The sequence below is a fragment of the Proteus sp. Marseille-Q3619 genome, from assembly GCF_965283115.1.
Genome location: NZ_CBDIMP010000001.1, coordinates 954,719 through 979,680 on the forward strand (window position 1 = coordinate 954,719; position 24,962 = coordinate 979,680).

The following is a 24,962-nucleotide window of genomic DNA, read 5'->3' on the forward strand; positions in this document are numbered from 1 at the left end:
TATATATCGCCATTACTTTTAACTATCTGTTTATGTTGTTTTATGAAAATCACTGGTAAGCCTATTACAAACGTCAAGATATGTCTGATAAACGGGCTTATTATCGAACAACACTCTATCACCATCATTGAAACCATCAATCTCATTACTTGCGAAAAGGAGAGAACTGGTAATCAACAATATATACCCCCATAGCCCCTGTTTTTACTGTTACCCATACTGTTCCTTGGTTTTCGATTTTGAATTGCTAATACAAAGTAATTTCCACCGTTCTGTAGAAATTTTTTTATCCATATACCGTAGTCACATCGGCCAAATTGGTTAGTGCTAAAGCCCGGTGATGTGATCTCATATTCAGTTTGAATATCAAAATACCCACAATGATATTTCTTTATGGTAGAAAAATAGGTACTGCAAAGGTAATGTAACGACATCTAAAGCTAATGTCACAGGAAGTAATACTCGGGCAATTTTTTCCCCAAACGAGTTTGATTTAGTATGATTAATTTAACACAACTCACCAAACTAGATTTACGTTGGAACAACTTCACCAAAGAACCATCAATAATAAACAAATTAAGAAATAATGGATGTATTGTTTTTATATAAAAATTAATTAATTATATATTTATTCTCGACTATAAAAATAATTTTCCAGTGGTTCTTCCTATTTTAGGATAGATACACTGGATTTATTTTATAGCTAGGATCAAATCGGATTTCAATTTTAAATAAGTTTTCGAAATTAAAAATCTTTTATTTTCTCTAAAGAGTAATAATCTTCGTGCCTATCATTGTCGCTTTTCCACCCACTCTGACTCGACTAATTGTATTTTCTGTTGAATCAATAATAACGTGAATAAGAGAGGAACATTGCATTGCACGCCCTTGCTCTAATAAAAAATGTGTTTGATGAGGGAAAACATGCTTAACAAGATAGCAGCCTAAAGCGCCACTAGAACTCCCTGTTGCAGACTCTTCATTGATGCCATATAAAGGCGCAAAGTTACGACAATGAGCAGTGATTTCTTTATCTTGGCTAAACTCAAAAACATGAAAACCAATAGTATTAAATTCACGACTTAAGTTTGCAATTGCTTCAAAATTAGGTTTTAGCGTATCTAATTGCCCAAATTGTACGGGGATCAGAATATCGGGTAATCCCGTTGAAAATATCTCAATAGGTAAGCCTGTTGCTGAAATAATTTCACTATTTATTCCCAGTGCAGCAGCCACAGCATCAATATTTGGAGCTTGTCGTGAAACTGGCAGTGTTTGCTCCATAACGACATTTTCATCATCAATTGCGACGCTTAAAATACCTGCTTTCGTTTTTTGTGTGTAATGACCAGAAGCCAATAAGTTGAGTGAAGATAAAGTGAAAAATACCGCTAATGTCGCATGACCGCAAAAATCGACCTCACCTTCAGGAGTGAAAAAATCAACCTTAAAATCCGTCTCTTCACCTTGATAAACAAAAGCTGTTTCAGAAAACCCAACTTCTTTCGCGATAGCAATTTTCTGCTCATCACTTAATTTAGGAGGATTAAGTACCACGCCAGCAGGATTGCCACCTTTATTATTTCGAGTAAATGAGTTTACAAGGTGTACTTTGATCTCGTGCTCTACTGAGCGTATAGCTTCATTTTGCATATATTTCCCGCATTGCTTCGAATAGCATTAAATCTGTGTATAAAAATAGAGTGTTATAAAATACGCATTAATTAGGGCAAACTTCTGACACGCCATCTAGCCCTTGTTGTCTTTGTTCAAATACGACGCTTTTTTTATCCCCTTCTCGGATAATTTTTAAGATATAAATACTATCAAAATCACTACTTTTCCATTTAGGAATTAATTTAGGATCGCCTCCCTCTTGTTTCATAATATCTCGCGCAACCTTGGTTAAATTATCATGCTCCCATGCAATAAAAATAACCGAATTTTCATACTGTTGACTTAACAGTTCCTCACGTAATGCTTTTATCTCTTTAGCATGATATTGAAGATGAATAGGCAATGAGGTTTTAATAGCGATAGGTGAAATCGTTTGGAGTGAACGCAATGAATTCCCTAACTTACTCTGTTTAGGTGCCGCGGCGAATAATGCATCAGGTTTGCCAAATTGATTTATAAGCACATCGGGTAGGGCTAATGCTCTATTTAACCCTTTACAGGTCAGTTGCCCACTATCATTATCAGGTTTTTCACCATGTCTTATAAAAACCAGTGTTTGATCGGAATACGCCATATGACTAAATCCTAAAATAAATACGCTCAAAAATATCAATACACTGCGCATACAGCGTTACCTTTAAGTCAATTGAGTATAAGAAATATGGGAAGTCAAAACACATCTAATATTAACCATAGACTCACCGAGTTTAAGCCACTCAGTCTATCATAGCCAAAAGTGTTTCAGCGGTGAGCAAGTTTTTGATAGCGCATATTTAACCATTTTTATACTCTGTTGATCTTTATTCTACCTTCTAAACGCCCCAAAATTAATTAACAAAATTAAAATAGACCAAACAATTGTTAACAGAAAATAAAGAGTTTTTTAATTTTTTATTACTTTACATCCAAATTTATAAAGCTAAATGAAACTTAAATACTCAGCACATTTAGATAAAAAAATGGAGGAGATCTCTTTTTTACAATAAAAATAATATGTTAAAAATCAATGTAAGCCTTTTTATCTCCCTTTATTTAGTTTAATGACTAAAGTTCTGCCACTGCTTACCGATACTGTTTGTTCTTAAATAAGTTACCAATACTTATTAATTATTATTTATCCAGGGTTAAGCATGTTCTTTAAAAACTTTAAAATTCGTACAAAGTTAACCATCGCATTTACAACTTTTGTGATGCTAATTATGTTGGGTTCCAGTTTCGCATTAATGGGTTTAAATAGTGCGAATAAAGATATTCATGATGTCGTTGATGATATCTATCCAGCCACAGTCAGAGCCAACTTACTGATTAATAATTTCAATGAATTTATCATATTTCAGCAACTTACTATGCTTGATGAGCAAGGAAGTTTAGCGGCTGAGCAAGAGAGCAAAAAAGCAGAGATCACCGCTAAAGTTGCGCAATTGCTGAAAGAATTAGACGAAACAACACACGATGCTGAATCAAAAAAAATCTTAGCTGAGGTTTATGAGATCCGTCAGCAATATATAAACTCTCAAAACTTTGTGGTGAAGGCATTTAATGAAAATAACAAACACGCAGCAGTCAATGAACTGATCACAAAAACTTCCGCTATTCAGTTAAAGTATCGCGATAAAATATTAGAGTTTATCGAATTACAAGACAAAAAAATGGCAGAGGCAGGTAACGCTGTTGAACGTGATTTCATTGAGAAAAGAATATTTTTAGTATTATTAACCCTAGTCAGTATTATTGTGGGCAGTATTTTAGGATGGTTTATTACTAAAGGCATTACACTTCCATTAGAGAAGGCAATAAATTTTGCTAAAGCGATTGCCAATGGTGATTTAACACAAGAAGTGAATATTGATTATCATGATGATGCAGGAATACTATTACAAGCCCTTGCTGAAATGAAAACGCACCTATTAGAAGTTGTGCAAAATGTACAAAACAGCGCTGAAAATATTTCGTCGGCAGCAGAGCAAATTACAGCTGGTAGCCAAAATTTAGCAGCAAGAACAGAAGAACAAGCAACATCAGTAGAAGAAACGGCAAGCTCAATGGAGCAAATGACATCAACTGTTAAAAACACCGCAGATCACACTCATGATGCGATTAATGTTGCTGAAAAAACTGAAATCGCCGTACATCATAATGGCGAAATGATGCTTCAGATAACTGAAAAAATGAGAACCATTAATAGCTCATCATCTCAAATGACAGATATTATTAACTTAATTAATGCCATTGCATTCCAAACTAATATTCTTGCACTAAATGCCGCTGTTGAAGCCGCTAGAGCGGGCGAACATGGTAAAGGTTTTGCGGTTGTTGCTGGTGAAGTCAGACTACTGGCACAAAAAAGTGCAGACTCCGCTAATGATATACGCACTCTTATCGATAATTCATCAACTCAAACACAAGAAGGAATGGAATTAGTTGAACAAGCCGGTTCACAAATCCAAAAAATGATCGCTGATGTCGAAGAGATCAGTGCGCTATTGCGTGAAATTGGACAGGCAAGTAATGAACAAAGTGATGGTATATCGCAAATCAATAACGCTATAAGTCAGCTTGATTCAACAACTCAACAGAATGCGGGATTAGTTGAGGAATCGGTAGCTGCTGCAAGTTCACTTAATGAACAAGCACTTAATCTGAATAAATTAGTGAATTACTTTCAGATTAAAAGTATCTAATATTTAGTTGAATAAGTTTATTGAAAAAATAAAGGTCACTAGTCTTCTATCATAGTGACCTTTAAACGTGTTTTATGTATGTTCCAAACGGCTATACGAATAAATAAACTCAACCAAAGACGTGAGTTAAATGTGCTTTATATTCAGCAATATCATTATCAACCGTTGGCTCTTTAATAACATCATTGACCATAAAAGTCGGTAATTGAGATAATCCTAAAAATTGTTGTGACTTGTGGAAAGCGAAATAAACACCATCAACACCTCTGCCATCAAAAAAATTACCAAATTCATTAAAGGCTTCAACAGGCGCATTCCACGTTACAGAGATCATGTATTTCTTACCTTGTAACAGCCCCCCTGTACCGTATTGCTTTTTAGGATCACGACGCGTACGCCCATCGTTCTCATATAACTTGCCATGACCAAATGTATACACATCATCCATATATTTTTTTACTTTCCACGGCATCATCATCCACCAGCCAGGCATTTGATAAATAATGGTGTCTGCCCATAGAAATTTCTCGATTTCGTCGTCAATATCATAGCCATCTTCTATTTGAGTTTCTTTAACGCTATGACCTAATGTAACTAAATGCTCAGCAGCAACATCATGTAGTGTACGGTTTAATTGACCAGCAGAATGACCGAAGTTTTGACCACCATTAATCAATAAAATATTCATGCCAACTCCTAAATTTTCTCTTGCGATACGTTTAATAGAGTTAATTTAACAGGAAATAAAAAAATTCGCACACAACACCAAAATCTATAAAAAATTAAAATTCAGGATTATTTTCTTATCATTAAAAATTAACAAAGATAATTAAGAATAAAAAACTGAAATAAACCACTTCTACGATTAGGTATATTAATAATAGAGATTATTGCTTTTTAGGCAAAAGTCTATTGTTGCTCAGGCTATTTTTTTAAACCGTTGGCTGTTATAACATTAATAAGAATATCTTCTAATCTGATAGGATCGTCTTACTATCACACTAAGATAAACTGTAAGAAATTAAGGACATTAGTGTGCTAAAAGTTACAGCTTTAATGTGTCAGATAAATATTGAGTTAAACTATCAATAAAAACGCGGATACGTTGGCTCACCACGCGATCACTATAATAAACAGCATGAAAAGGTAATGGTATAGATTGTAATTTATCGCTAAATAGCTCAACTAGTTTGCCTTCTTGAATATCTTTATTCACCATAAAATCAGATAAACAAGCAATCCCTTCACCACTCACGCATAATTGCCTTAATGTTTCGCCACTGTTTGAAGATATCCCTTCTGTTACCGTAATTAATGCATTTTTTTCGATTTCTAAAGGCCATGTATTTAATGAAACAGGCTCAGTAAATGTTAAACAAGTATGTTCGCTCAATGCTTGCGCTGTTGTCGGAATTCCTTTTCGCTCTATATATTTTGGTGAAGCAATAATTTTACGATAGCTATTAAATAAAGGGCGAGCACGTAAACTTGAGTCTGTTAAATGGCCAACTCGTATGGCCACATCCACTTTACGCTCAATTAAATTCACAAAAGTTTCTGATGAGACTAATGACAAAATAATATCAGGGTATTGTTGGCGAAAAATAGAAATAAAAGGGATCAACATATGTAATACAACAGGGGTAGCCGCATCGATACGCAGTAAACCTTTAGGTGAATTTTGTGTGCCATATAACTCATTTTCAGCGGCTTGCATTTCCTGCAAAATAACTTTCATTCGCTGAAAATAAAGTTCACCTTCTACGGTAAGATCAATTTGGCGGGTCGTTCTATTCAGTAAATTAACACCTAATTTATCTTCTAATTTCTTCACTGTTCGGCTAACGGCTGAGTTAGCCAGATTCAGTTTATCAGCTGCTTTTGTAAAGCTTTTATGTTCCACAACTTCAACGAATACTCTCGCTTCTTCTGACGTTGCTTTCATACAATAAGTCCCAGTGCTATCAGGTAGTATATTGGGATTTAAGGATACGGACATTTTTTATTATTGCAATTAAGTTAATAGTCAAGGGAGAATAGTGAGTTATTGTAAATAGTGTGAATGGTATAAATAAGCGTGACTACTTAAAAAATAAGCAGATATACATAATGTACATCTGCTTAAATCATGGTTTAAACATAAAATTTTTATTTAAAATAATAAGATACATTAACGGAGGGTAAATAAAATTAGGCTAATTTTTCAACAAATTTGATATCTAATAATTCAATTTTATCTTTTAGGTTTTCAACAAACGCTTTCATATGTGCCGTTTCATTGTGTTTATCGATAGCGCTCTGGTTTTCCCATATTTCAAAGAAAATAAAGGTTCTTGGTTGAGTGGTATCCTTATGAAGTTCATACTGGATACATCCTTCATCTTTATGGCTTGGTTTTATCATTGCTTTGCAAGCAGATAACACTTCATTTTCATGATTTTCTTTTGCCACAATCGTGGCAATTAATCTGACATTATTCATATGAAATCCTATATTCCAACATAAGTGTAAATGACAAATAAATAACAACCTGAAATTACTCTAGCATAATTCTTTATTTCATTATTTACATTTAGGCAAAAATAGCTACTTGTTGTGATTGGATTAGGATTTACCGTAGGTAATTTCTTAGGGGGTAAGTTATCGGCAAAAGGAATTGATAGAACATTAGTGATGTTTTTTATATTACTGATTTTATCAATGATCCTTTTACCCTTAGTTTCAAATCATTTGTTCTTAACGATTATCACTCTTTTTATTTGGAGTGTGGCGAGCTTCGCCCTTGTTCCACCACTGCAAATAAAAACAATGCAGATAGCCCATGATGCACCGGGTTTAGTTTCATCAGTAAATATCGGTGCATTTAATTTAGGCAACGCTATTGGAGCCGTTATTGGCGGAGTTGCTTTAAAATACAGTTGCAACATTGTCCCTTTAAGTGCGGCCTTAGTTGGGATCATTGGTTTATTACTGGTTTTTGCTCAATATAAAGTGAAAAGAGAACCACAAAGAAGCTTGGCTTAGTCTTTAACGCCCTATTCATACTCACTAAAAAATGAACCTAGTTCACACTTTGGTTCTTTTTTTTCATGTGTAACAACGTCGACAATAAAATGTAAACAATTTTACCAATATCAGACAAACTGTTTGTTTTTGCCAACTTATTTCAACGTTTATGGATGGCGTCAAATGTTAAATCCTAAAACATCGCTAACATAATCGCTGATTTCCGTTATCAAAACAGCGCTATTTAATGATGAAAATAATCTTTTCACTATTAATACTCCCATAATAATCTCAGGATAATGTCACTTATTGTGAGATAAGCTTATAGAGCTAAAACAGGCAGCAACACATTTACACACTAAAGAAAATATTCCGTTAGAGATTATTACGTAGCTGAATCGAAAATAATTATCTGTAAACTCACTTTTCAATCACCTTTTTTACCTTGAATATTTGTATGACAATTATCTAGATGAAATTAATATTTCACCTAAAAATGAGACTATTACTTCAAAAATATTTCATATCTTATCTTTGTTCTATAACAGTCAACTTAAACACTTTTAAAAAGGTAAGAAATCCCCTTAAATAAATATTTTCCTATTATCAAATAGAATTTATTTCGTACTTTCTCATTTATAAAGAATAAGAAAAATAGACTTTTTACTTTTATCAATACGATCAAGATCACGTCAATCATATCTTTAATTGAGAAACGTTAGGAAGAACCATTCTCATTTATTATTTACTTTGCTTATCATAAATTCATTATCCCACTGATTTGTATTACAATTAAATCTAGTTTGAAAGCGAGTAATTGTGCGACTCTGGATACAAAAAGAAGTTAATCATTGATGAGAGAATCATATTAAAGTCCATTTAAACAGTTAATATAATAATATTAACTTTGTATAATTAAAATTATTATATTAAGGATAAATAAAAACAAATCAATGATAATAATTTATTTTCACACTAGATAAAAATAGATATAAATTAGAAATAAAAAAATAAATATATTTTAATAAATAAAAAACACGTAAAGAATAGGCAAGAAATAAAAAAACAAAAGAAAGAAAACAATAAACATTAAAACAAGATATAAAAAAACAAAATAAAATATTAAAAATACAAAATAAAATATCATTGATAATGAAAGAGAGTGTTATAAAAATAAAAAAACGATAATTTAAATTATTAAGACAATAAAATTTATAACAATAAAATATCGAAATAAAAAATTTTTAGTTTATTGTTAATAAAATAAGCAAAAAAGCAATTCATTAATTTAATTAATATTTATTTTGGGGATTGATGGTCTTTTTTTACCCTAAAAATGGCATTTTAGACTTCAATTTATCTTTTTATTACATAGCTAAAACCATCAATATCGTTCTTTTTTTCATCAAAAACAAATTTTGCAACAACATTAGCAATACAATTACATTGATGGGCGTCAAAAAACACGACAATTAACAAGCAAATAATGAGAAAAAAGGAATTTTTTTATATTTGTCACACAATTGATTTTATTCTATTACATATCAATAAATATTCCCTACAATAGCCAACTAATCTAACCTGACAATTTCCTAAGTGATGATATCTTTCATTGTTTAGGTTAGTAACTATCTTTTTTTATTTATGATTTATCGTTTCAGCAAAGTAGAGCATTAATAAAACCTAGTACCCTACACAATTATATAATGACCAACTTATAGGTTTGCCAACGCAGTTATAAACGATAACAATTGCAAACTTAAGGATAAAAATAATCATGTCAGACTATCTATCATTCTTATTAGGCATTGTGCCTTTAGCGGTTTTGATTTTTATGATTTTAAAAATGAAATCAGCCGTTCACCATGCCGTACTTGTATCTTTAGTGATAACTGTTGCACTTGCTATTTTCCATTGGAACAACACCATTCAATTTGCTTCAGTCTCTGTCCTTTATGGTGCAGTTAAAGGATTGTGGCCAATCATCATCGTTATTCTTGCTGCTATTTATAGCTATAACTTAATGCTAAAAACAGGTGGCATGGATGTCCTTAAAGATGTACTGGCTGGCATAAGTGATGATAAGCGAGTGCAAGTTCTGCTTATCTCATGGTGTTTTGGTGGCTTTCTTGAAGCTGTTGCGGGTTATGGTACTGCGGTTGCCATTCCTATCGGCATTTTAATTGCACTTGGATTTGATCCTTTTAAAGCAGCAGTTGCCTCTTTAGTTGCCAATACAGTTCCTACTGCTTTTGGTGCAGTCGGTATTCCAGTTTCAATTTTGGCGCAAAATACTGGGCTTGATGTATTAGTACTGAGTAAAACGATTATTATTCAGTTGGGATTATTTAATATCGTATTGCCTTTTGTCATCGTTGCCATTGCTGGTGGCGGAATTAAAGCGATTAAAGGTGTCGGATTTATTACCTTAATGTGTGGTATCAGTACACTGATCCCTCAATATATCGTTGCAGCTAATTTAGGTGCTGAATTACCAGCGTTTGCAGGTAGCTTAGTCAGCTTAATTGTGGTTATTTTCCTTGCTAAACGCATGAAAAATAGTGGTGATAAACAAAAAAATGTCAAAAAACATACTGGCAAAGAGTTGTTAGTAGCAAGTTCTATTTATCTGTTTACTTTTATCTTTATTTTAGCGTGTTCACCTTTATTCCCTACGCTCCAAAGTATGGCGAGTGCGATTTCCACAAAGATCCCATTTGTATTAAGTGAAACACAAACGGAATATCAAACCATTGCTTGGTTAAGTACACCGGGGGTATTAATTATTCTCGCCAGCTTTGTGGGGGGAACCATTCAAGGTGCAAGTGTTTCAACACTTATCTCTGTTCTGGTTAAAACGACTATCCAACTGAAAAACTCTATTATTGCCATCACAGCAATCGTAGCGATGGCAACTGTCATGGATTTCAGTGGCATGATTGGCAGTATCGCTGAAACCTTAGTCGATTTCACAGGCGCAGGATTTATCTTTATTGCCCCAGTGATCGGTGCGTTAGGAACGTTCGTAACAGGTAGTGACACCAACTCTAACGTACTGTTTGGTAAGTTACAAACCAGTGCAGCAGCTAAACTTAATATTGACCCATTCATTCTGGCCGCTGCCAATACCTCTGGTGCAACGGGCGGTAAAATGATTTCACCTCAAAGCATCGCCATTGCTGTTTCAGCGACAAAAATGGATGGCCAAAGCAGTGCCATTATGCGTGAAACCTTAAAATACTGTATCGCCTACATCGTTATTCTTGGGGCGAAGATCGGTATTATTTATCATCTAATGAACTAATTAATAAGGAGAAGTGAGCGTGTTTATTTCATTCACTTCTCCTCTTATAACGAAGCAATAAAAGAATTTTATCTTTAGTAAAAATAATAACATCTGAGCGATGTTTTGGAGTTCGATTAATGAAAGTTAATTTTTATGCGACCTGTCTTGGTGATGTGCTGAAAGCAGATTCAGCCCGAGACACCGTCTTGTTACTTGAAAAATTAGGCTGCGAAGTCTTATTTCAAGAACGCCAAGGTTGCTGTGGTCAGCCTGCGCTTAATAGCGGTTATGTAAATAACGCAAAACCCGCCATGAAATCGTTAATTGAAACGTTGGAAGTGAACGACTATCCCATTATTTCACCCGCAGGCTCCTGTACTTACGCCATTAAAGGTTATCCAACTTATCTTGCTGATGAACCACAATGGGCATTACGGGCACAAGGTGTTGCCGATCGCCTTATTGATTTAACCAGCTTTATTGTTAACACCCTTGGTGTTGTCGATGTTGGGGCTCGTCTGCCAGGTAAAGCGGTTTATCACCCATCTTGCAGTTTAACCAGAAAATTAGGTGTCGTAAGTGAGCCTTTAACGCTGTTAAAACATGTTGAAGGTCTTGAAATGTTACCTTTTGCAAACTCAGAAACCTGCTGTGGCTTTGGGGGAACTTTCTCCGTGAAGATGTCTGAAATTTCAGGCGAAATGGTGACTGAGAAAGTCAAACATATTATGGATGTGAGTCCTGATTATGTCATTGGTGCCGATACAAGCTGCTTAATCAACATTCAAGGTCGTTTAAGTCGTGAAAAACGTCCTGTAAAAGTGTTGCATATTGCACAAGTTTTAATGAGCCAATAAGGGAGCCTGCTTATGTCTATCAAAACCAGTGATATAGATTTCAGACCTCGTCTAGAACATGAAATGAAAGACACAATCATGCGTAATGCGGTTGTTATGGCGCAAGAACGCATTGGGGCTAACCGTCAAATCATGGTGAAGGAGCTAGGTAATTGGGAAGAGTGGCGTGATCGCGCTGAACAAATCCGTAACCATGTTCTTGAAAACTTAGATGCTTATCTCTATCAATTATCCGAAAAAGTGACTGAAAACGGAGGCCATGTTTATTTTGCTAAAACAGCAGAAGATGCCTCTCGTTATATTTGTGAAGTTGCCAAAAAGAAAAATGCGAAGAAGATTGTAAAATCTAAATCAATGGTCACCGAAGAAATTGGAATGAATAAAGCCTTACAAAATGAAGGCATTGAGATCATCGAAACTGACCTTGGTGAATATATTCTTCAATTAGATAATGATCCACCGTCTCATATCGTGGTTCCAGCGATCCACAAAGATCGTTATCAAATTCGCAAAGTCTTAAATGAAAAACTCAATTATGAAGGCAGCGAAACGCCCGAAGATATGACGCTTTTCATTAGACAACGTATAAGACAAGATTTCCTTTCTGCTGATATTGGTGTCACTGGCTGTAACTTTGCCGTGGCTGAAACAGGTACTGTCTGTTTAGTCACCAATGAAGGTAATGCAAGAATGACCACAACATTACCTAAAACCCATATAGCGGTTATGGGTATGGAACGTGTGGCTCCTACCTTTGAAGAAGTTGATCCGTTGATAACCATGTTATGTCGTAGTGCCGTTGGCTCACGTTTAACCAGTTATAACACTTGGGTGACGGGCCCACGCGAAGCAGGTAATGTTGATGGCCCTGAAGAGTTCCATTTAGTGATTGTCGATAATGGTCGTTCTGAAATTTTAGGCTCACAATTTAAAGATATTTTACGTTGTATTCGTTGTGGTGCTTGCCTAAATACATGCCCTGCTTATCGTAATATTGGTGGTCATGCTTATGGATCAATTTATCCTGGTCCAATTGGTGCGGTAATTTCACCATTATTAGGGGGTTATAAAGATTTCCACGATCTCCCTTATGCATGTTCGCTATGTAACGCTTGTAATGTAGTTTGTCCAGTCAAAATTCCTTTAGCACAACTGATTTTAAAACATCGCCGTGTGATGGCAGAAACAGGCCTTACACCAAAAGCAGAACGTCGAGTTACAGGTATGTTTAACTACCTCAATTCACACCCTGCCCTTTGGAAAGTGGGTATGAATGTCGGTGCAAAAATGGCGGGATTAATGATCAAAAATGGTTCTACACCAATCAAAATCAGTGTTCTTAATGATTGGATGGAATCGCGAGATCTCCCTAAACCAGATGGTTATAGCTTCCGTAGTTGGTTTAAACGCCATAAAGCAGAAGGAAAAAAATAATATGTTAAACGAACAAAATCGTAATGAATTTCTGCAAACTATTGCTGAAAAATTAGGACGTCCTATTGCGCATAAGCCACAGCCGCAGCCTACACCAGTGAATGATTTAGCGAAAACACGCTTAACTAATTTAACTCAAGATGAACTGTGCAAAGAGTTTACGGACTTTGCACAGACTCAAATGGTGAAATGTGTTGTTAGCAAACCAGATGAAGTTATTAATAGCCTAATTGAGCTATGTGAAAGTTATGATTGTAAAGGCTCAGTGGTAATAAGTGGTGATGAGCGTTTAGATGCACTTGGCATCACAAAAGCGGTTAGCGAAAAATACGAAACTTATATTTGGAACCCTACACTTGGGCGTGAAAATATTGTTCATGCTGAACGCTCTCAAATCGGAATTGTTTTTGCTGAAGCGGGATTAACGGAATCTGGTGGAATTGTTTTATTTTCGTCTCCAGAGAAAGGACGTGCCGTGAGTTTATTACCTGAAACCTCAATTGTGATCCTACGTAAAAGCGATATTTTGCCTCGTGTAGCTCAAATTGCTGAGCGTTTACATAAGATGGCTCAAGAAGGTGTGAGAATGCCGTCTTGTATCAATTTAATTGGTGGTGCAAGTTCTACTGCTGACATTGAATTGATTAAAGTATGGGGGGTTCATGGCCCTGTTCATGCAGCTTATCTTATTATTGAAGATTGCTAATTCAAGATAAAATAACGTTAAAACGATAACAAAATAGCTAACAGTCAGAGTCGATCATCGACGCCTAAATCAAACCCAAAAGATAAGTTAATGGCTTTTGGGTTTTTCTCTATTATTTACCAATTAATTATTTAATAAAACTTTTGCTCTCCATTGATTTAATTTTATTTCACATGCGAGTAAAACATCCCCTGCCCCAGAACCGCCCATTAATAATGCTGATTGTCGTTGACATTCAGCGCTTCTAAATTGAATAAAATGCTGCTGAGAACTGGCTAATGCATCAATGGCACTTTTCGCTGCAACAGAATCAATATCTTCAAGATCACTCTTACTTTTATCATAAATGACATTCATTTGCTGTTCTGTCAGTTTTAACTCATCCAATAAACAAGCTTGCACAGCGGTTCTTGGCTCGTTTGCGGTCACTTCATAACATTTCGCTAAAGGATCGTATTTACCTTGTGCTGAAGAAAAAAAGCTCACTGTAAGTAAACTACAAGAGATCAGAAATAAACTTATCTTCACGCGAATTCCTTATAGATATTTATAATAAAATTTATGTTTAACATAATGTATAAAATAACTAATATCATATCTATTAGTGCGAATAGCTTCATTTTAGGACATATCGCATCTTACTTGATAAATTTAAATTTCAATCGATTAATAATAAGAAAATATTATTTAACACAATATCAATAGATTGAAATTCAACCAATAATTTTAAAAATAGCCATTTCCTACTTTAACTTTGCATTTAATTGATAAAATAACAAACTTTCTTATACCGAAAAAAGTCTGCCATTTTAGTTTTCACTATTTTTTTCTTAGCATAGCAATAGAAAACCCTCTTTTTTTGCAGTAATCTCATACTATTCTTATTGGCAATTTTTGCCTAAAAACGACCCGTGGTATCACTAATATGTTCTACAAATTTACCCCTATTATTCTTCTTATAATTTCCAACGTTTTTATGACATTTGCTTGGTATGGACATCTAAAATATGGCAATAAACCCCTTATTGTTGTCATTATTTTAAGCTGGTTGATTGCATTTGTTGAATACTGCTTTGCTGTACCCGCAAATCGCATTGGTCATAATTATTACAGTGCAGCAGAATTAAAAACCATACAAGAAGTGATCACATTAACTATTTTCGCTATTTTTTCTGTCACTTACTTGGGAGAAAATTTTACATTAAATCATTTTATTGGTTTTCTTTTAATTGGTGCAGGTGCTTTATTTATTTTTAAAGGCCCTTTTTAGAAAAATCGATTAGTAGATATCATTAGCTCATTTTTACAGCATGTTATCTACGCTTATTTTGTTATCGCCTTATCAAAACTGATAAGGCTTTTTTTATTCGAAATCTCATTTTCTGATTACTTTTAATACTCTTTATAGTGTGGTTTTTACGGAGGATTAAATAACATCATCACTTACCATTAAGTTATATAGTCTACTCAGAATTTTTTTCCAAAATAATAGTCTGTTTTGTAATAAAAATATATATATATAGAAACATTTCTCTTGAAAAATATTTTTCATTCGGCGCATAATGATTGCTCTAAGAGAAGCATCGTTTCTCTGTCTTTTTTTTGCCTCTCTTAAACTACCGCACCCTTAAAACGTGCGTTTTGTCACTTTAACGTCAGATAAAATGGTATCTGGTATGAGCAAACATTCTAACGATTTTATTTATATGCAGGATAATCCCTGTATGCATTGTGGTGCTTGTTGCGCCTATTTTAGAGTTTCGTTCTATTGGGCTGAAATGGTAAGTGGTGGAGGTGTGGTTCCAGATGAATTAACAGAACCATTAACGCCTTTTCTCTCTTGCATGAAAGGAACAAATTCTAAAAAACCACGCTGTGACAAACTGATTGGTGAAGTTGGAGAGTGTGTAAGCTGTTCTATCTACGAACAACGTCCTTCTCCTTGTCGTGAGTTTCAACAATCTTGGGTAAATGGCATTCCTAATGAAGCTTGTGATCGTGCGAGAGCGGCTTATGGTTTACCTCCATTAACTCATATCACCTTACCGCACAGCGCGTAAGACATCAGAGGGGTTAAGCCCCTCCTGATCATTGAGTAATACCCAACACGCTTTTTATAAAAAATAAAATAACAGCGCAAAAAATCATTATTAAATAATACGTTAGTTTGACTTTATTTTTAAATAACCTAGTATATAAGGTAATGAATTAATAACGTGTGTTTAGTGAGGTTTTTTATTTAAAAATAGCGATATATTTGGAGGGTATTATGATCAGTAGCTCTTTTTTTATCCTTTTCCTTTCTTTTATCTGTTCTACTGCTGTTGTTAGTATGTTACTCGGTGGCTTAGAGGAATGATTATGAATATTTCTGATGAAAATATTCTTCCCCAGAAATAATGCCCATACTTTATATAAAATCAGTATGGGCATTATTTTACTTGTCGTTTAAATTCTAGATTTATTTTTCCTGTTATTATTTTTATTCTATTTTTTATAAAAAATCAGATACCCAAATTTTCCTTGTTTATCTATTTAGTAAGTGAAATGCCCCGTTATTTTCCATGAAAATAAGACATCCTCAGCGACTTGTCCAAACCCAATATTATGCATAACTAGATAACGTTGGTTATCCCCGCTTTTCTTATTTACTACAATGCCAATATGAGGGCGCCCATTATCTAAACGCCAGCTAACAATATCGCCTGGCACATAATCTTCGGCATTTTTTGTAATTGGTTTTACTTTTCCTTTTCGTGTGAAAAAGACCTCTAAATTGGGAACTCTACGGTGATCAATATTCGTATCGGGTTTATTCAATCCCCACATTCGTTTACTTGGGTAAGCGGAAAAATTTGCTTTAATATCTTCATGTAATAATTTTTGTAAATCGATATCAATCCCACGATAACTACGAATAATCACATCACTACAGACTCCTTTATAAGCAGGCACGTCCCCCATTGGGTAGTCTATTTTACGATAATCAGAGTCGTAAAATACGGCTCTTGGTAAGTCAGCCGCATACTCCACCAGCTTTTTATTTTGTTCTGAAGTTAGCGCTTGTGCACTTGAAAAGGGAGTAATGAGTAAGAGTAAAACAGTAATTCCCATTATTTTCACTGTATGTTCTCCATGAAAAAGTTAAATCCATTATTTAAGAAAGAAATAACGTTATCTGTTTATACTGATAAAGCACAGCATAAAAATATCAGGGAAGTCTTAATTCGTTTTTAGATTCGCTTTTAGAGTAGAGATAAAAAAACCGAGCCACCTTTAGGGTAAGCTCGGCTGATAAATAAGGGAAAAAATAAGAAAGAGAAAAAGTAAGAGAATACAGTTTAGTTCAACACAATATGACTTTTACGGCGTAAACTTGCAAACAGCATGTAAACTGCCGTCACTAATAACACCACAAAGAAGAAATTCATAATGCCGTTATTGGCTTGCGCCATAAACATTCCTGCCCCTAAAGGCCCAATAGCAGAGCCAATGCTATAACTTAATAGCATCACTTGTGTAATAGCGACAATGTAACTCGCATTCACATGATCGCATGCCAATGTAATAGCGATAGGATAAAGTGCAAAAGAAGACATTCCCAATAACGCTAGTGCAATAATAAGCACCATATAATCGCTAGAAAGATAAGTCAGTCCCATGGCAAAAACGCCCACTAAACACATCATCGCTAATAACAGTGTCTTGCTGATCATCACAGACAATTTGCTAATAATAGGCTGGATCACCATTCCGCCTAAAATAATTGCTGCCATCAACACACCTATTTGGTCTGTTGTAAATTGCCCTTGATTTAAAGCCAATGGCATCATGCCATAAATACTACCCATCACAACGCCAGACACCATACAGCCCACTAAAGCGGCTTTATTTAATCGGCTCATCTGTTTGAGTGATAAACTTTTATGAGAGTGCCCTTGTGGTTGCCCTTGTTTAAAAAGCAGAGGCGGTAATACGGCAATGAGTAATAAAACTAATATCGCCATAAACGGGATAGCGCCTTGCGTACCAATTGCACCAATCGCCAATTGCCCTAATGTTGTGCCGCCATAAAGCGAGGTCATATAAAAGCCTAAGCGTTTAGCTCGCTCTTTAGGATTATCGCCAATTAATAGCCATGACTCGACAACAACAAATATACCAGCAACCGCCATACCACCAATAAAACGGAAAACCATCCATGCTGATAAATAAGGCATTAAAGGCAACACACCGACAGTCACTGCCAACAATAATAAAAATACAACGAAAGAAAGACTGTGCCCTATTCTTGCAATAATAGGTTCTATCATGACTGAACCTATTAATAATCCAATAAAATAAATACTTGCTAACCAACTGGCATAGAGCGTATCCATTCCAAAACTGCTCATAGAGAGTGGAATTAAACTCATTAAATAGCCTGACGCGATAGCAAATACCGTTAACCCAGCCACAGGTACTAATGTACTGTCGCCTTTGCGTACCAAAGTAGTGTTCTGTTTCACTACCCTCGTCTCCACAGTCAAAACGGTTGATGATGCGCTGTTTTCTCGATGCCTGATAGAGGCGGTTCTTTTATCTAGGAAAGATAAAAGAAACAAAGGTGAAAACAGTGGATGGCGTCCCTAAATTCAGGAGACGCGAATATAGCGTTTAAATGATGATAAATAAAATTATAAAATCTAATGTCAGAAAACAATTTTATTTATATCAATCATGATTATCGTCTTTTTCCACCAAAAAGAAATAGCGCTAATCTAATATTTATTTTTATTAAATGATAAGTATTTTTTATTAAGAAAACTATGAGTAAATACGTGCTAAATAAAATAAAAATAATAAACATTCATTACTATCCTATCGTTACTCGATAGGATAGCTAAAAATGAAGAGATACTTTTGTTTATTCCACACTTTTCTCTAAAGCAATTTTAATGGCATCAGGAATTGAACCACCGTGACCTTTGCCCTCAAACAGATAAAACTCACACTGTTTTCCCGCTTCCGATAAATATTGACATAACTGACGTTGCGTTAACCAGCTACTACGCTCTTGATAATTTTTCTGTTGTTCTTCACTTAATTGGCTTAAATCTGGGTTTTCTTCTTTTTCACCCAAGGTTATTGCAATAGAAATATCATTAGGAATAGCTTGCCATTGCTCTTGTTTCACCCATTCGCCTTTTCCCCACCATAATGATGGGCTTGCTGCGATATAACGTTGAAATGTTTCTGGATGATTGAATAAAACATAGAGGGTAAACACGCCACCAAAGGAGTGACCAAACAGAGATTGCTGAGTGATCGAAACGTGTTCTTTAGCGAGTTGCTCTAACGCATAAGGCCTTACTTGCGTTAAGAAAAATTGATAAAAATTTTCTGCATTTCCACCTCGGCTAAATGCATCTCCTTTTACACTCGGCGTGTAGTCATGCGTTCTCTCTGTAATATAATAAGCTTTATCACCCACATATCCCACACTGATAATCGCAGGCAACGGCTTGTCTTTCTGCTTTATGGCTTCGTTTATCATCAACGGAAACTGGGCATTTCCATCAACGCTATAAATTAGCGTTGTCTTAGTGGTGTTTTTAGGAATAGCAAGAAAGAGGCGATATTGTTTTCCTTCATATGCCACTTCTTTATTTGTAATTTGATAATAAAAGTGAACCTGAGACTCAACTTCAGGAACTTCTTGGTTAGGTCTAGCTTGAGCCACCGCAGATAACATAATCATTCCACATAACATTAGTATTCGCATAAATCAGATACTCTGTCGGTAATTTAAAAAGTGAGCCATTAAGATGAAAATAATAGAGAGGCATAAAAAAATAAACCCCATACTTATACGGGGTTTATTTAAATTTAGGCTCGATTAGAAGCTATATTTAATATTCGCCCAATAACGACGACCTTCATCGACAACCCAGTTACCGCCTTTATCATTTACAGCAGGACCTGTTTCATCTGTAATATTTAATACTGCAAAATTAAACATCGTGTTTTTATTAAAGTTGTAGGTCATTCCTAAATCAAAGGTTGTGTACCCACTACGATAACGTGCCCCAGTGTAACCATTACGTTGTGCCGCCCAAACTTGCTTACCGGTATAAGCGGTATTGGCATAAAAACTGGTTGCTTCGTCAAACTGCCAATCAACTCGTGCATTGGCGCTATGTTTTGGTGTTAAATCTAATGGATAGCCTTTTAAGGATTCACCTGATGCTAATTTTTCATCATCACTTTTACGTTCTGAATCGATATAGGTGTAGTTTGCATTGACATGCCAACTTTCCGTAATTGGGAAACCAACCGCGGTTTCAATCCCTTTAATATTCGCTTTACCGACATTATCGTATTGATACAGTTTTAAACCTGTAATTGGGTCTATTTCACCTGTGTCGTAGTTAGTTAGCTTATCTTTAAAATCAGTATTAAAGAACGTCACACTTGCAGTAACACCATCTCCATTATCATAGCCAATACCAATTTCTTGGCTAACTGATGTTTCAGGTTTTAAATCACGATTACCGTACATAATCGCGCGACCTTTCTCTGTTGAAGTGCCATATTCTGGGCTAATTTCACGTAAGCTTGGTGCTTTAAAGGCTTTAGCCACACCACCTTTTAAAGTGAATTCATCCGTTAAATGATAAACGGCATACGCTCTTGGGCTCCAGTGATTACCGTAATATTCGTGATCATCAAGACGCACACCGCCAGTTAACGCGAGGTTGTCTGTTACGCTATATTCATCTTCAAGGAATAACGCTTTTTGATCAGCGGTAATGGTGGATTGTTTAACACCAGAGCCAGTGGATGATTCATCTTTTAAACGTGAATATTGATATTGGCCGCCAAAAGTCATCACGTTATCAGGCAAGAATGCAGTAAATTTCGCATCAAAAACAGTATTGGTAATTTCAGGGCGGCGATCTTCATAATACTTCTCGCGCTCTTTTGTCACCTTATCAATCATTTCTGTTTTGGTGATGCGTTTAGTCTGTTCTTGATAAACACTTAATTCTGAATGCAGAATATCAAACTGATTTTTATAGGTTAATGCCCAGTGATTACGGTCATTATTGGTTTCCAGCATTTTATTTTCATCCGCTTTTCCACCACGGATAGTAAATTCGCTCATGGATTTACCCGGTGTCGTTGTACGTTGTAACGTATTGCGACCCGCTTCTAATAAAATGGTTTGATTATCAGTCGGTGTGAATGCCAATTTTGCCGTAATATTTTTATTGTCATTACGACCTTGGCCATAAGTGATTTTATCTTCAGCACGTAAATAGCTACTGCCATAAAGCTGTAAGCCTAATTTATCTTCAATTAAAGGTCCTGAAAGATAAAAATCACCATTAATGGAATCGCCTGCATCACGGTTATGTTGCAATGTACCGCCAAGTGCAACAGAGCCATGCCACTCTTTTGTTACTGGTTTCGTGATGATATTGATAACACCACCCATTGCATCTGAACCATACAGAGATGACATTGGTCCACGAATAACTTCTATGCGTTCAATCGCCTCTGCTGGTGGAATAAAACCACCTTCATAGCCACCACTCCCATTAGGACGTGACTCACGGCTATTTTGGCGACGACCATCAACAAGAATAAGGGTGTAGTCACCCGGTAAACCACGCATGGTGATTTCTTGTTTATTAGCATTACCATTAATGCTAACACCTTCAACACCTTTTACGGCGTCGGCTAAATCATGAACGGGCTTTTTAGCGAGTTGTTCTTTGCTGATCACGGTAATACTTGCTGGTGCATCTGTAATTTGTTGAGCAAACCCTGATGCTGATACTACAAGTTTTTCTTCTTTGTTTTCTTGTGCATACAGCGGATAAGAGGCAGATAAAATACAGGCTGTTAAAACACCCATTTTAAAGTTCATAGCAGTTCCCTGAATTAATAACGGTTATAGTAATGAGAATGATTAATATTATCTTAATCAAATATTCATGAGAATGATTTTCTTTTCATATTTAGTGTTTTTTTTTAATCTGCATCAAAGCAAATTAGTGCTATTCCGATTAAGTACAGAAATAGCGGATCTTGAGCACAAAAAAAGCAGATGGCATAACCATCTGCTTTTTATCGTTTTGTAGAGTATTTTTAGATTTAGAAAATTAACAAATTACAATCTTGCTATTACCAGAATACGGCATAAAGCACACACAAGATGACCATAATGGCATAAGAAGCAATATTGAATCCGCTTTGTGTTTTAAAGGTTTTATCTGTTAATGCAATCGCTCCTACACTGTCATCAGTTTTAGTCGAGGTTAAACTCACTAAAGCAATCACAACAGTAGTAAAAATAAAGGTGTACATCATTTGATCAAGGAATGGCATACCTAATGGCATTAATTTTAGAAATAATGCAAACGGTATAGATAAAACCACACCAATGATTGCGCCTTTTGCATTCGTTTTTTTCCAGAATAAACCTAACAGGAATACCGCTAAAATTCCTGGGCTGACTAAGCCTGTATATTCTTGAATATATTGGAATGCCTGATCGATACCACCTAATAATGGTGCAATAAAGCAAGCAATAATTAAAGCAACAACTGCACTAATACGACCCACGTTCACTAAACGGGTTTCAGAAGCTTTTGGCCCAATATATTCTTTATAGATATCCATCGTGAAAATAGTCGCGATAGAGTTAAGCATAGATGCCAAAGATGAAACTATTGCAGCGGCAAGTGCAGCAAAAACAACACCTTTTGCACCTACTGGTAAGAACTGAGTTAACCAAGGATAAGCTTTATCTGCTTGTGATAAAGTTGGAATATGCTGTTGTGCCATTGTACCTAAACCTGCCATTAATTCAGGGTTAGTCGTAATAACAAATGCAGCAATACCCGGCACAACCACAAGAACAGGCACTATCAGTTTTAAGAATGCAGCAAACACTAACCCTTTTTGTGCTTCATTGATGGATTTAGCTGCTAAAGCACGCTGAATAATGTATTGGTTAAAGCCCCAATAATAAAGGTTAGCCACCCACAACCCACCAATCAGCACCGCGATACCCGGCAAGTTCATAAACTGCGGATTATCTTTTTCTAAGATCATTTTAAAGTGATCAGGTGCGGCTTGTGTCATTTTGCTCAAACCTTCCATAATCCCGCCATCTCCACCGATATAGCTGACTGCTAATACAGTGGTAAATAAGCCACCAAGGATAAGGAAAAATACTTGTACCACGTCTGTCCACGCAACAGCAGAGAGTCCGCCATAGAGTGAATAGACAACAGCAAATAATGCTAAACCAATAATGGCATACATCATTGGTACACCAAGGATGGTTTCTAATGCCAATGAACCTAAATATAGTACCGATGTTAAGTTAACAAAGATAAATAATGCCAGCCAGAATACGGCAAGAATGGTTTTTAAGTTACGGCTTTTAAAACGATTCTCGACAAATTCTGGAATGGTATAAATACCTTTTTCGATAAAAACAGGTAAAAAGTATTTAGCAACAATAATTAATGTCAGTGCAGCCATCCATTCATAAGAAGCGATAGCAAGACCAATGGAAAAACCAGAACCAGACATACCAATGAATTGTTCTGCTGAAATATTAGCAGCAATAAGCGAAGAACCAATTGCCCACCAAGGAAGGGTTTTACCTGCTAAGAAATAGTCCTTTGTTCCTTTTTTCTCACCATCCTTTGAACGAGAAACCCATAATCCTAGACTAATAATGATGACGACATAGAGGGCAAAAATTGCATAGTCTATTGTGCTTAACCCAACACCTTCTGTATGCATAATATTTTCCTTTCAGACCCATAGAGAGAATAGGATTTTAATGTAAACGTTTTCACAATCTTTTTCCGTTACTCTGTTCACAAATTTATCGCTTATGTTACGTAAATGGATCATAAAACAGGAAAACAAACAATTAGCATGACGAGTAAAGCAAAATTTAAGCTTAAAATACGATGATAGTTTTATTTTATAAATTTCAGATATTAAAATAATCGTTGAAAAAGCCCTACAAATGATAACGATTACACAAATTAATTAAGTATGGCCTCTTAATGTAAAAACCATTAAGAGGATCGATTAAATTAAAAAGAAAATTAGGTAATTAAGAGAGGTGACTAAGATTAAAAACGGAATTACGTTGAACTAATGTTGGCGAAAAAATACGTTGTTTTTGTTCAAGCACTTCACCTTTAGAAAGCCTGATAGCGAGTGTTGCGGCTTGTTCTGCCATCATTTGTACGGGATAACGCACCGTGGTTAAACGAGGGTGAATATAGCGTGCAATTAATACGTCATCAAAGCCAATAACTGAGATTTTTTCAGGCACAGGGATTTCATTTTCATCAAGAACAGATAAAGCCCCAGCGGCCATAAAATCGTTGTAAGTCACTACGGCTGTAAAATCGATAGATTTCGTTAGCAGATGCATCATTGCTTTTTCACCGCCTTCACCTTCAGGCTCACCATACTCAATATAGCTTTCTGGCAATGAGATATTATTAGCTTCTAAAGCAGCTTTATAACCAGCAAGACGCTGAGTTGTATCTTCAATATGATGAGTAGATGAAATATATGCGATTTTAGTATGACCTTGACGAATAAGATGCTCTGTTGCCATCCATGCCCCTTTATAATTATCTAAAGCGACACAACGTTCGGCAATTTCAGGAATAAAACGGTTAATCAATACCATGCTTTTAACTTCTTGAGCATAAGCCAGCAACTCTTCATCAGAGAGTGCTTTTGAATGGATCACCAGACCATCACAGCGACTATTAATCAATAACTCGATAGATTGTCGCTCATCTTGAGCATCATGATAACCATTACAGACCAAGATGTGTTTCCCTGATTGTCTTGCAACGTTATCAACCGCTTTAACGAGTGTACCAAAAAAGGGATCCGAAACGTCATGCACTAAAACACCCAAAGTTTGCGTACTTTGGCTAACCAAAGCCCTTGCTGCTGCATTAGGTCGATAGCCTAGCTTTTGCATCGCAGCATTAACGGTTTCAATAGATGTCTGACTTGCTTTCGGCGAGTTATTAATGACTCTAGATACAGTCGCGACAGAAACCCCCGCTTCTTTCGCTACATCTTTGATAGTCGCCATATCCACCCCTTATGGATCACCTTTATTCATGGTTAAGAAATAACGAACCGTTAATCTACAAACAAAGAAAAAAGAGAGTAATAGAATTTAAGTGGCTTGATTATCAGCGAAGAAGGAAAATTTAAAAAGTAAAAAGATCAAATAAATAGTGAAAAGGAAAGCGTTTACACTTTCC

20 protein-coding genes are annotated in these 24,962 nt (G+C 35.5%); 8 read left to right on the forward strand and 12 right to left on the reverse strand.

The window, feature by feature from the left end:
* Window positions 1-765 precede the first annotated feature (765 nt).
* Window positions 766-1,653: a PhzF family phenazine biosynthesis protein gene (locus ACWPWK_RS04510; protein ID WP_109371001.1), complete on the reverse strand. Its 888-nt coding sequence runs from the start codon at window positions 1,651-1,653 to the stop codon at window positions 766-768.
* A 67-nt stretch (window positions 1,654-1,720) separates the two neighbouring features.
* Window positions 1,721-2,302, reverse strand: a complete 582-nt coding sequence (locus ACWPWK_RS04515) for a histidine phosphatase family protein (RefSeq protein WP_109371002.1) — start codon at window positions 2,300-2,302, stop codon at window positions 1,721-1,723.
* 505 nt (window positions 2,303-2,807) lie between these two features.
* Here ACWPWK_RS04515 and ACWPWK_RS04520 point away from each other — a divergent pair.
* A complete protein-coding gene (locus ACWPWK_RS04520) occupies window positions 2,808-4,358 on the forward strand; it encodes a methyl-accepting chemotaxis protein (protein ID WP_109371003.1) in 1,551 nt (516 codons plus the stop codon).
* A 109-nt stretch (window positions 4,359-4,467) separates the two neighbouring features.
* On the opposite strand, the gene ACWPWK_RS04525 is transcribed toward ACWPWK_RS04520, so the two are convergent.
* The 3 genes from ACWPWK_RS04525 to ACWPWK_RS04535 all read right to left on the reverse strand — a co-directional run bounded on the left by ACWPWK_RS04525 (window position 4,468) and on the right by ACWPWK_RS04535 (window position 6,839).
* Window positions 4,468-5,046, reverse strand: coding sequence for an NAD(P)H-dependent oxidoreductase (locus tag ACWPWK_RS04525; protein WP_109371004.1), 579 nt, complete (start codon window positions 5,044-5,046; stop codon window positions 4,468-4,470).
* Between the two features lie 357 nt (window positions 5,047-5,403).
* Window positions 5,404-6,303: a DNA-binding transcriptional regulator YafC gene (gene yafC / locus ACWPWK_RS04530; RefSeq protein WP_109371005.1), complete on the reverse strand. Its 900-nt coding sequence runs from the start codon at window positions 6,301-6,303 to the stop codon at window positions 5,404-5,406.
* Between the two features lie 245 nt (window positions 6,304-6,548).
* The gene (locus ACWPWK_RS04535) at window positions 6,549-6,839 is read right to left on the reverse strand and encodes a putative quinol monooxygenase (RefSeq protein WP_109371006.1); all 291 of its coding nucleotides are present in this window, start codon (window positions 6,837-6,839) and stop codon (window positions 6,549-6,551) included.
* Window positions 6,840-6,953: 114 nt separating this feature from the next.
* Between ACWPWK_RS04535 and ACWPWK_RS04540 the strand changes: the two genes are divergently transcribed.
* The 5 genes from ACWPWK_RS04540 (at window position 6,954) to ACWPWK_RS04560 (ending at window position 13,647) form a co-directional block, all read left to right on the forward strand.
* Complete coding sequence (locus ACWPWK_RS04540) at window positions 6,954-7,382, forward strand: MFS transporter (RefSeq protein WP_109371007.1); 429 nt, start codon at window positions 6,954-6,956, stop codon at window positions 7,380-7,382.
* Window positions 7,383-9,141: 1,759 nt separating this feature from the next.
* Entirely contained in the window at window positions 9,142-10,668 is a 1,527-nt protein-coding gene (locus tag ACWPWK_RS04545) for an L-lactate permease (protein ID WP_109371008.1), read from the forward strand.
* A 119-nt stretch (window positions 10,669-10,787) separates the two neighbouring features.
* Window positions 10,788-11,507, forward strand: coding sequence for a (Fe-S)-binding protein (locus ACWPWK_RS04550; RefSeq protein ID WP_099659343.1), 720 nt, complete (start codon window positions 10,788-10,790; stop codon window positions 11,505-11,507).
* Between the two features lie 12 nt (window positions 11,508-11,519).
* The gene (locus ACWPWK_RS04555) at window positions 11,520-12,941 is read left to right on the forward strand and encodes a LutB/LldF family L-lactate oxidation iron-sulfur protein (protein WP_075670932.1); all 1,422 of its coding nucleotides are present in this window, start codon (window positions 11,520-11,522) and stop codon (window positions 12,939-12,941) included.
* A gap of 1 nt (window position 12,942) precedes the next feature.
* Complete coding sequence (locus ACWPWK_RS04560; protein ID WP_109371010.1) at window positions 12,943-13,647, forward strand: LutC/YkgG family protein; 705 nt, start codon at window positions 12,943-12,945, stop codon at window positions 13,645-13,647.
* Window positions 13,648-13,770: 123 nt separating this feature from the next.
* Here ACWPWK_RS04560 and umoC read toward each other — a convergent pair whose 3' ends face one another.
* On the reverse strand, window positions 13,771-14,175 hold the full coding sequence (gene umoC, locus ACWPWK_RS04565; protein ID WP_109371012.1) for a lysozyme inhibitor LprI family protein: 405 nt from the start codon (window positions 14,173-14,175) through the stop codon (window positions 13,771-13,773).
* Between the two features lie 397 nt (window positions 14,176-14,572).
* Here umoC and ACWPWK_RS04570 point away from each other — a divergent pair, with 397 nt between their 5' ends.
* Together ACWPWK_RS04570 and ACWPWK_RS04575 are read left to right on the forward strand one after the other, a co-directional pair.
* Window positions 14,573-14,917 carry a DMT family protein gene (locus tag ACWPWK_RS04570; protein WP_075670926.1) on the forward strand — a complete coding sequence of 115 codons (345 nt, stop codon included), beginning with the start codon at window positions 14,573-14,575 and terminating at the stop codon, window positions 14,915-14,917.
* 406 nt (window positions 14,918-15,323) lie between these two features.
* Complete coding sequence (locus ACWPWK_RS04575) at window positions 15,324-15,707, forward strand: YkgJ family cysteine cluster protein (protein WP_109371014.1); 384 nt, start codon at window positions 15,324-15,326, stop codon at window positions 15,705-15,707.
* 475 nt (window positions 15,708-16,182) lie between these two features.
* Here the strand turns inward: ACWPWK_RS04575 and ACWPWK_RS04580 are convergent, their stop codons facing one another.
* The 6 genes from ACWPWK_RS04580 to ACWPWK_RS04605 form a co-directional block, all read right to left on the reverse strand.
* Entirely contained in the window at window positions 16,183-16,764 is a 582-nt protein-coding gene (locus ACWPWK_RS04580) for a DUF1287 domain-containing protein (RefSeq protein ID WP_406588764.1), read from the reverse strand.
* Between the two features lie 224 nt (window positions 16,765-16,988).
* On the reverse strand, window positions 16,989-18,155 hold the full coding sequence (locus tag ACWPWK_RS04585; protein ID WP_109371020.1) for an MFS transporter: 1,167 nt from the start codon (window positions 18,153-18,155) through the stop codon (window positions 16,989-16,991).
* A gap of 398 nt (window positions 18,156-18,553) precedes the next feature.
* On the reverse strand, window positions 18,554-19,411 hold the full coding sequence (locus tag ACWPWK_RS04590) for an alpha/beta hydrolase (protein ID WP_244184990.1): 858 nt from the start codon (window positions 19,409-19,411) through the stop codon (window positions 18,554-18,556).
* Window positions 19,412-19,525: 114 nt separating this feature from the next.
* Window positions 19,526-21,562 carry an IreA family TonB-dependent siderophore receptor gene (locus tag ACWPWK_RS04595; RefSeq protein WP_109371024.1) on the reverse strand — a complete coding sequence of 679 codons (2,037 nt, stop codon included), beginning with the start codon at window positions 21,560-21,562 and terminating at the stop codon, window positions 19,526-19,528.
* Window positions 21,563-21,819: 257 nt separating this feature from the next.
* Window positions 21,820-23,454, reverse strand: a complete 1,635-nt coding sequence (locus ACWPWK_RS04600) for a sodium/sugar symporter (protein ID WP_109371026.1) — start codon at window positions 23,452-23,454, stop codon at window positions 21,820-21,822.
* Between the two features lie 322 nt (window positions 23,455-23,776).
* Window positions 23,777-24,787, reverse strand: coding sequence for a substrate-binding domain-containing protein (locus ACWPWK_RS04605; RefSeq protein WP_109371028.1), 1,011 nt, complete (start codon window positions 24,785-24,787; stop codon window positions 23,777-23,779).
* Window positions 24,788-24,962 lie beyond the last annotated feature (175 nt).

Coding starts and splice junctions, on each gene's coding strand:
- ACWPWK_RS04510 (WP_109371001.1), bottom strand. CDS start 1,653: ATGCAAAATGAAGCTATACGCTCAGTAGAGCACGAGATCAAAGTACAC.
- ACWPWK_RS04515 (WP_109371002.1), bottom strand. CDS start 2,302: ATGCGCAGTGTATTGATATTTTTGAGCGTATTTATTTTAGGATTTAGT.
- ACWPWK_RS04520 (WP_109371003.1), top strand. CDS start 2,808: ATGTTCTTTAAAAACTTTAAAATTCGTACAAAGTTAACCATCGCATTT.
- ACWPWK_RS04525 (WP_109371004.1), bottom strand. CDS start 5,046: ATGAATATTTTATTGATTAATGGTGGTCAAAACTTCGGTCATTCTGCT.
- yafC (WP_109371005.1), bottom strand. CDS start 6,303: ATGAAAGCAACGTCAGAAGAAGCGAGAGTATTCGTTGAAGTTGTGGAA.
- ACWPWK_RS04535 (WP_109371006.1), bottom strand. CDS start 6,839: ATGAATAATGTCAGATTAATTGCCACGATTGTGGCAAAAGAAAATCAT.
- ACWPWK_RS04545 (WP_109371008.1), top strand. CDS start 9,142: ATGTCAGACTATCTATCATTCTTATTAGGCATTGTGCCTTTAGCGGTT.
- ACWPWK_RS04550 (WP_099659343.1), top strand. CDS start 10,788: ATGAAAGTTAATTTTTATGCGACCTGTCTTGGTGATGTGCTGAAAGCA.
- ACWPWK_RS04555 (WP_075670932.1), top strand. CDS start 11,520: ATGTCTATCAAAACCAGTGATATAGATTTCAGACCTCGTCTAGAACAT.
- ACWPWK_RS04560 (WP_109371010.1), top strand. CDS start 12,943: ATGTTAAACGAACAAAATCGTAATGAATTTCTGCAAACTATTGCTGAA.
- ACWPWK_RS04570 (WP_075670926.1), top strand. CDS start 14,573: ATGTTCTACAAATTTACCCCTATTATTCTTCTTATAATTTCCAACGTT.
- ACWPWK_RS04575 (WP_109371014.1), top strand. CDS start 15,324: ATGAGCAAACATTCTAACGATTTTATTTATATGCAGGATAATCCCTGT.
- ACWPWK_RS04590 (WP_244184990.1), bottom strand. CDS start 19,411: ATGCGAATACTAATGTTATGTGGAATGATTATGTTATCTGCGGTGGCT.
- ACWPWK_RS04595 (WP_109371024.1), bottom strand. CDS start 21,562: ATGAACTTTAAAATGGGTGTTTTAACAGCCTGTATTTTATCTGCCTCT.
- ACWPWK_RS04600 (WP_109371026.1), bottom strand. CDS start 23,454: ATGCATACAGAAGGTGTTGGGTTAAGCACAATAGACTATGCAATTTTT.
- ACWPWK_RS04605 (WP_109371028.1), bottom strand. CDS start 24,787: ATGGCGACTATCAAAGATGTAGCGAAAGAAGCGGGGGTTTCTGTCGCG.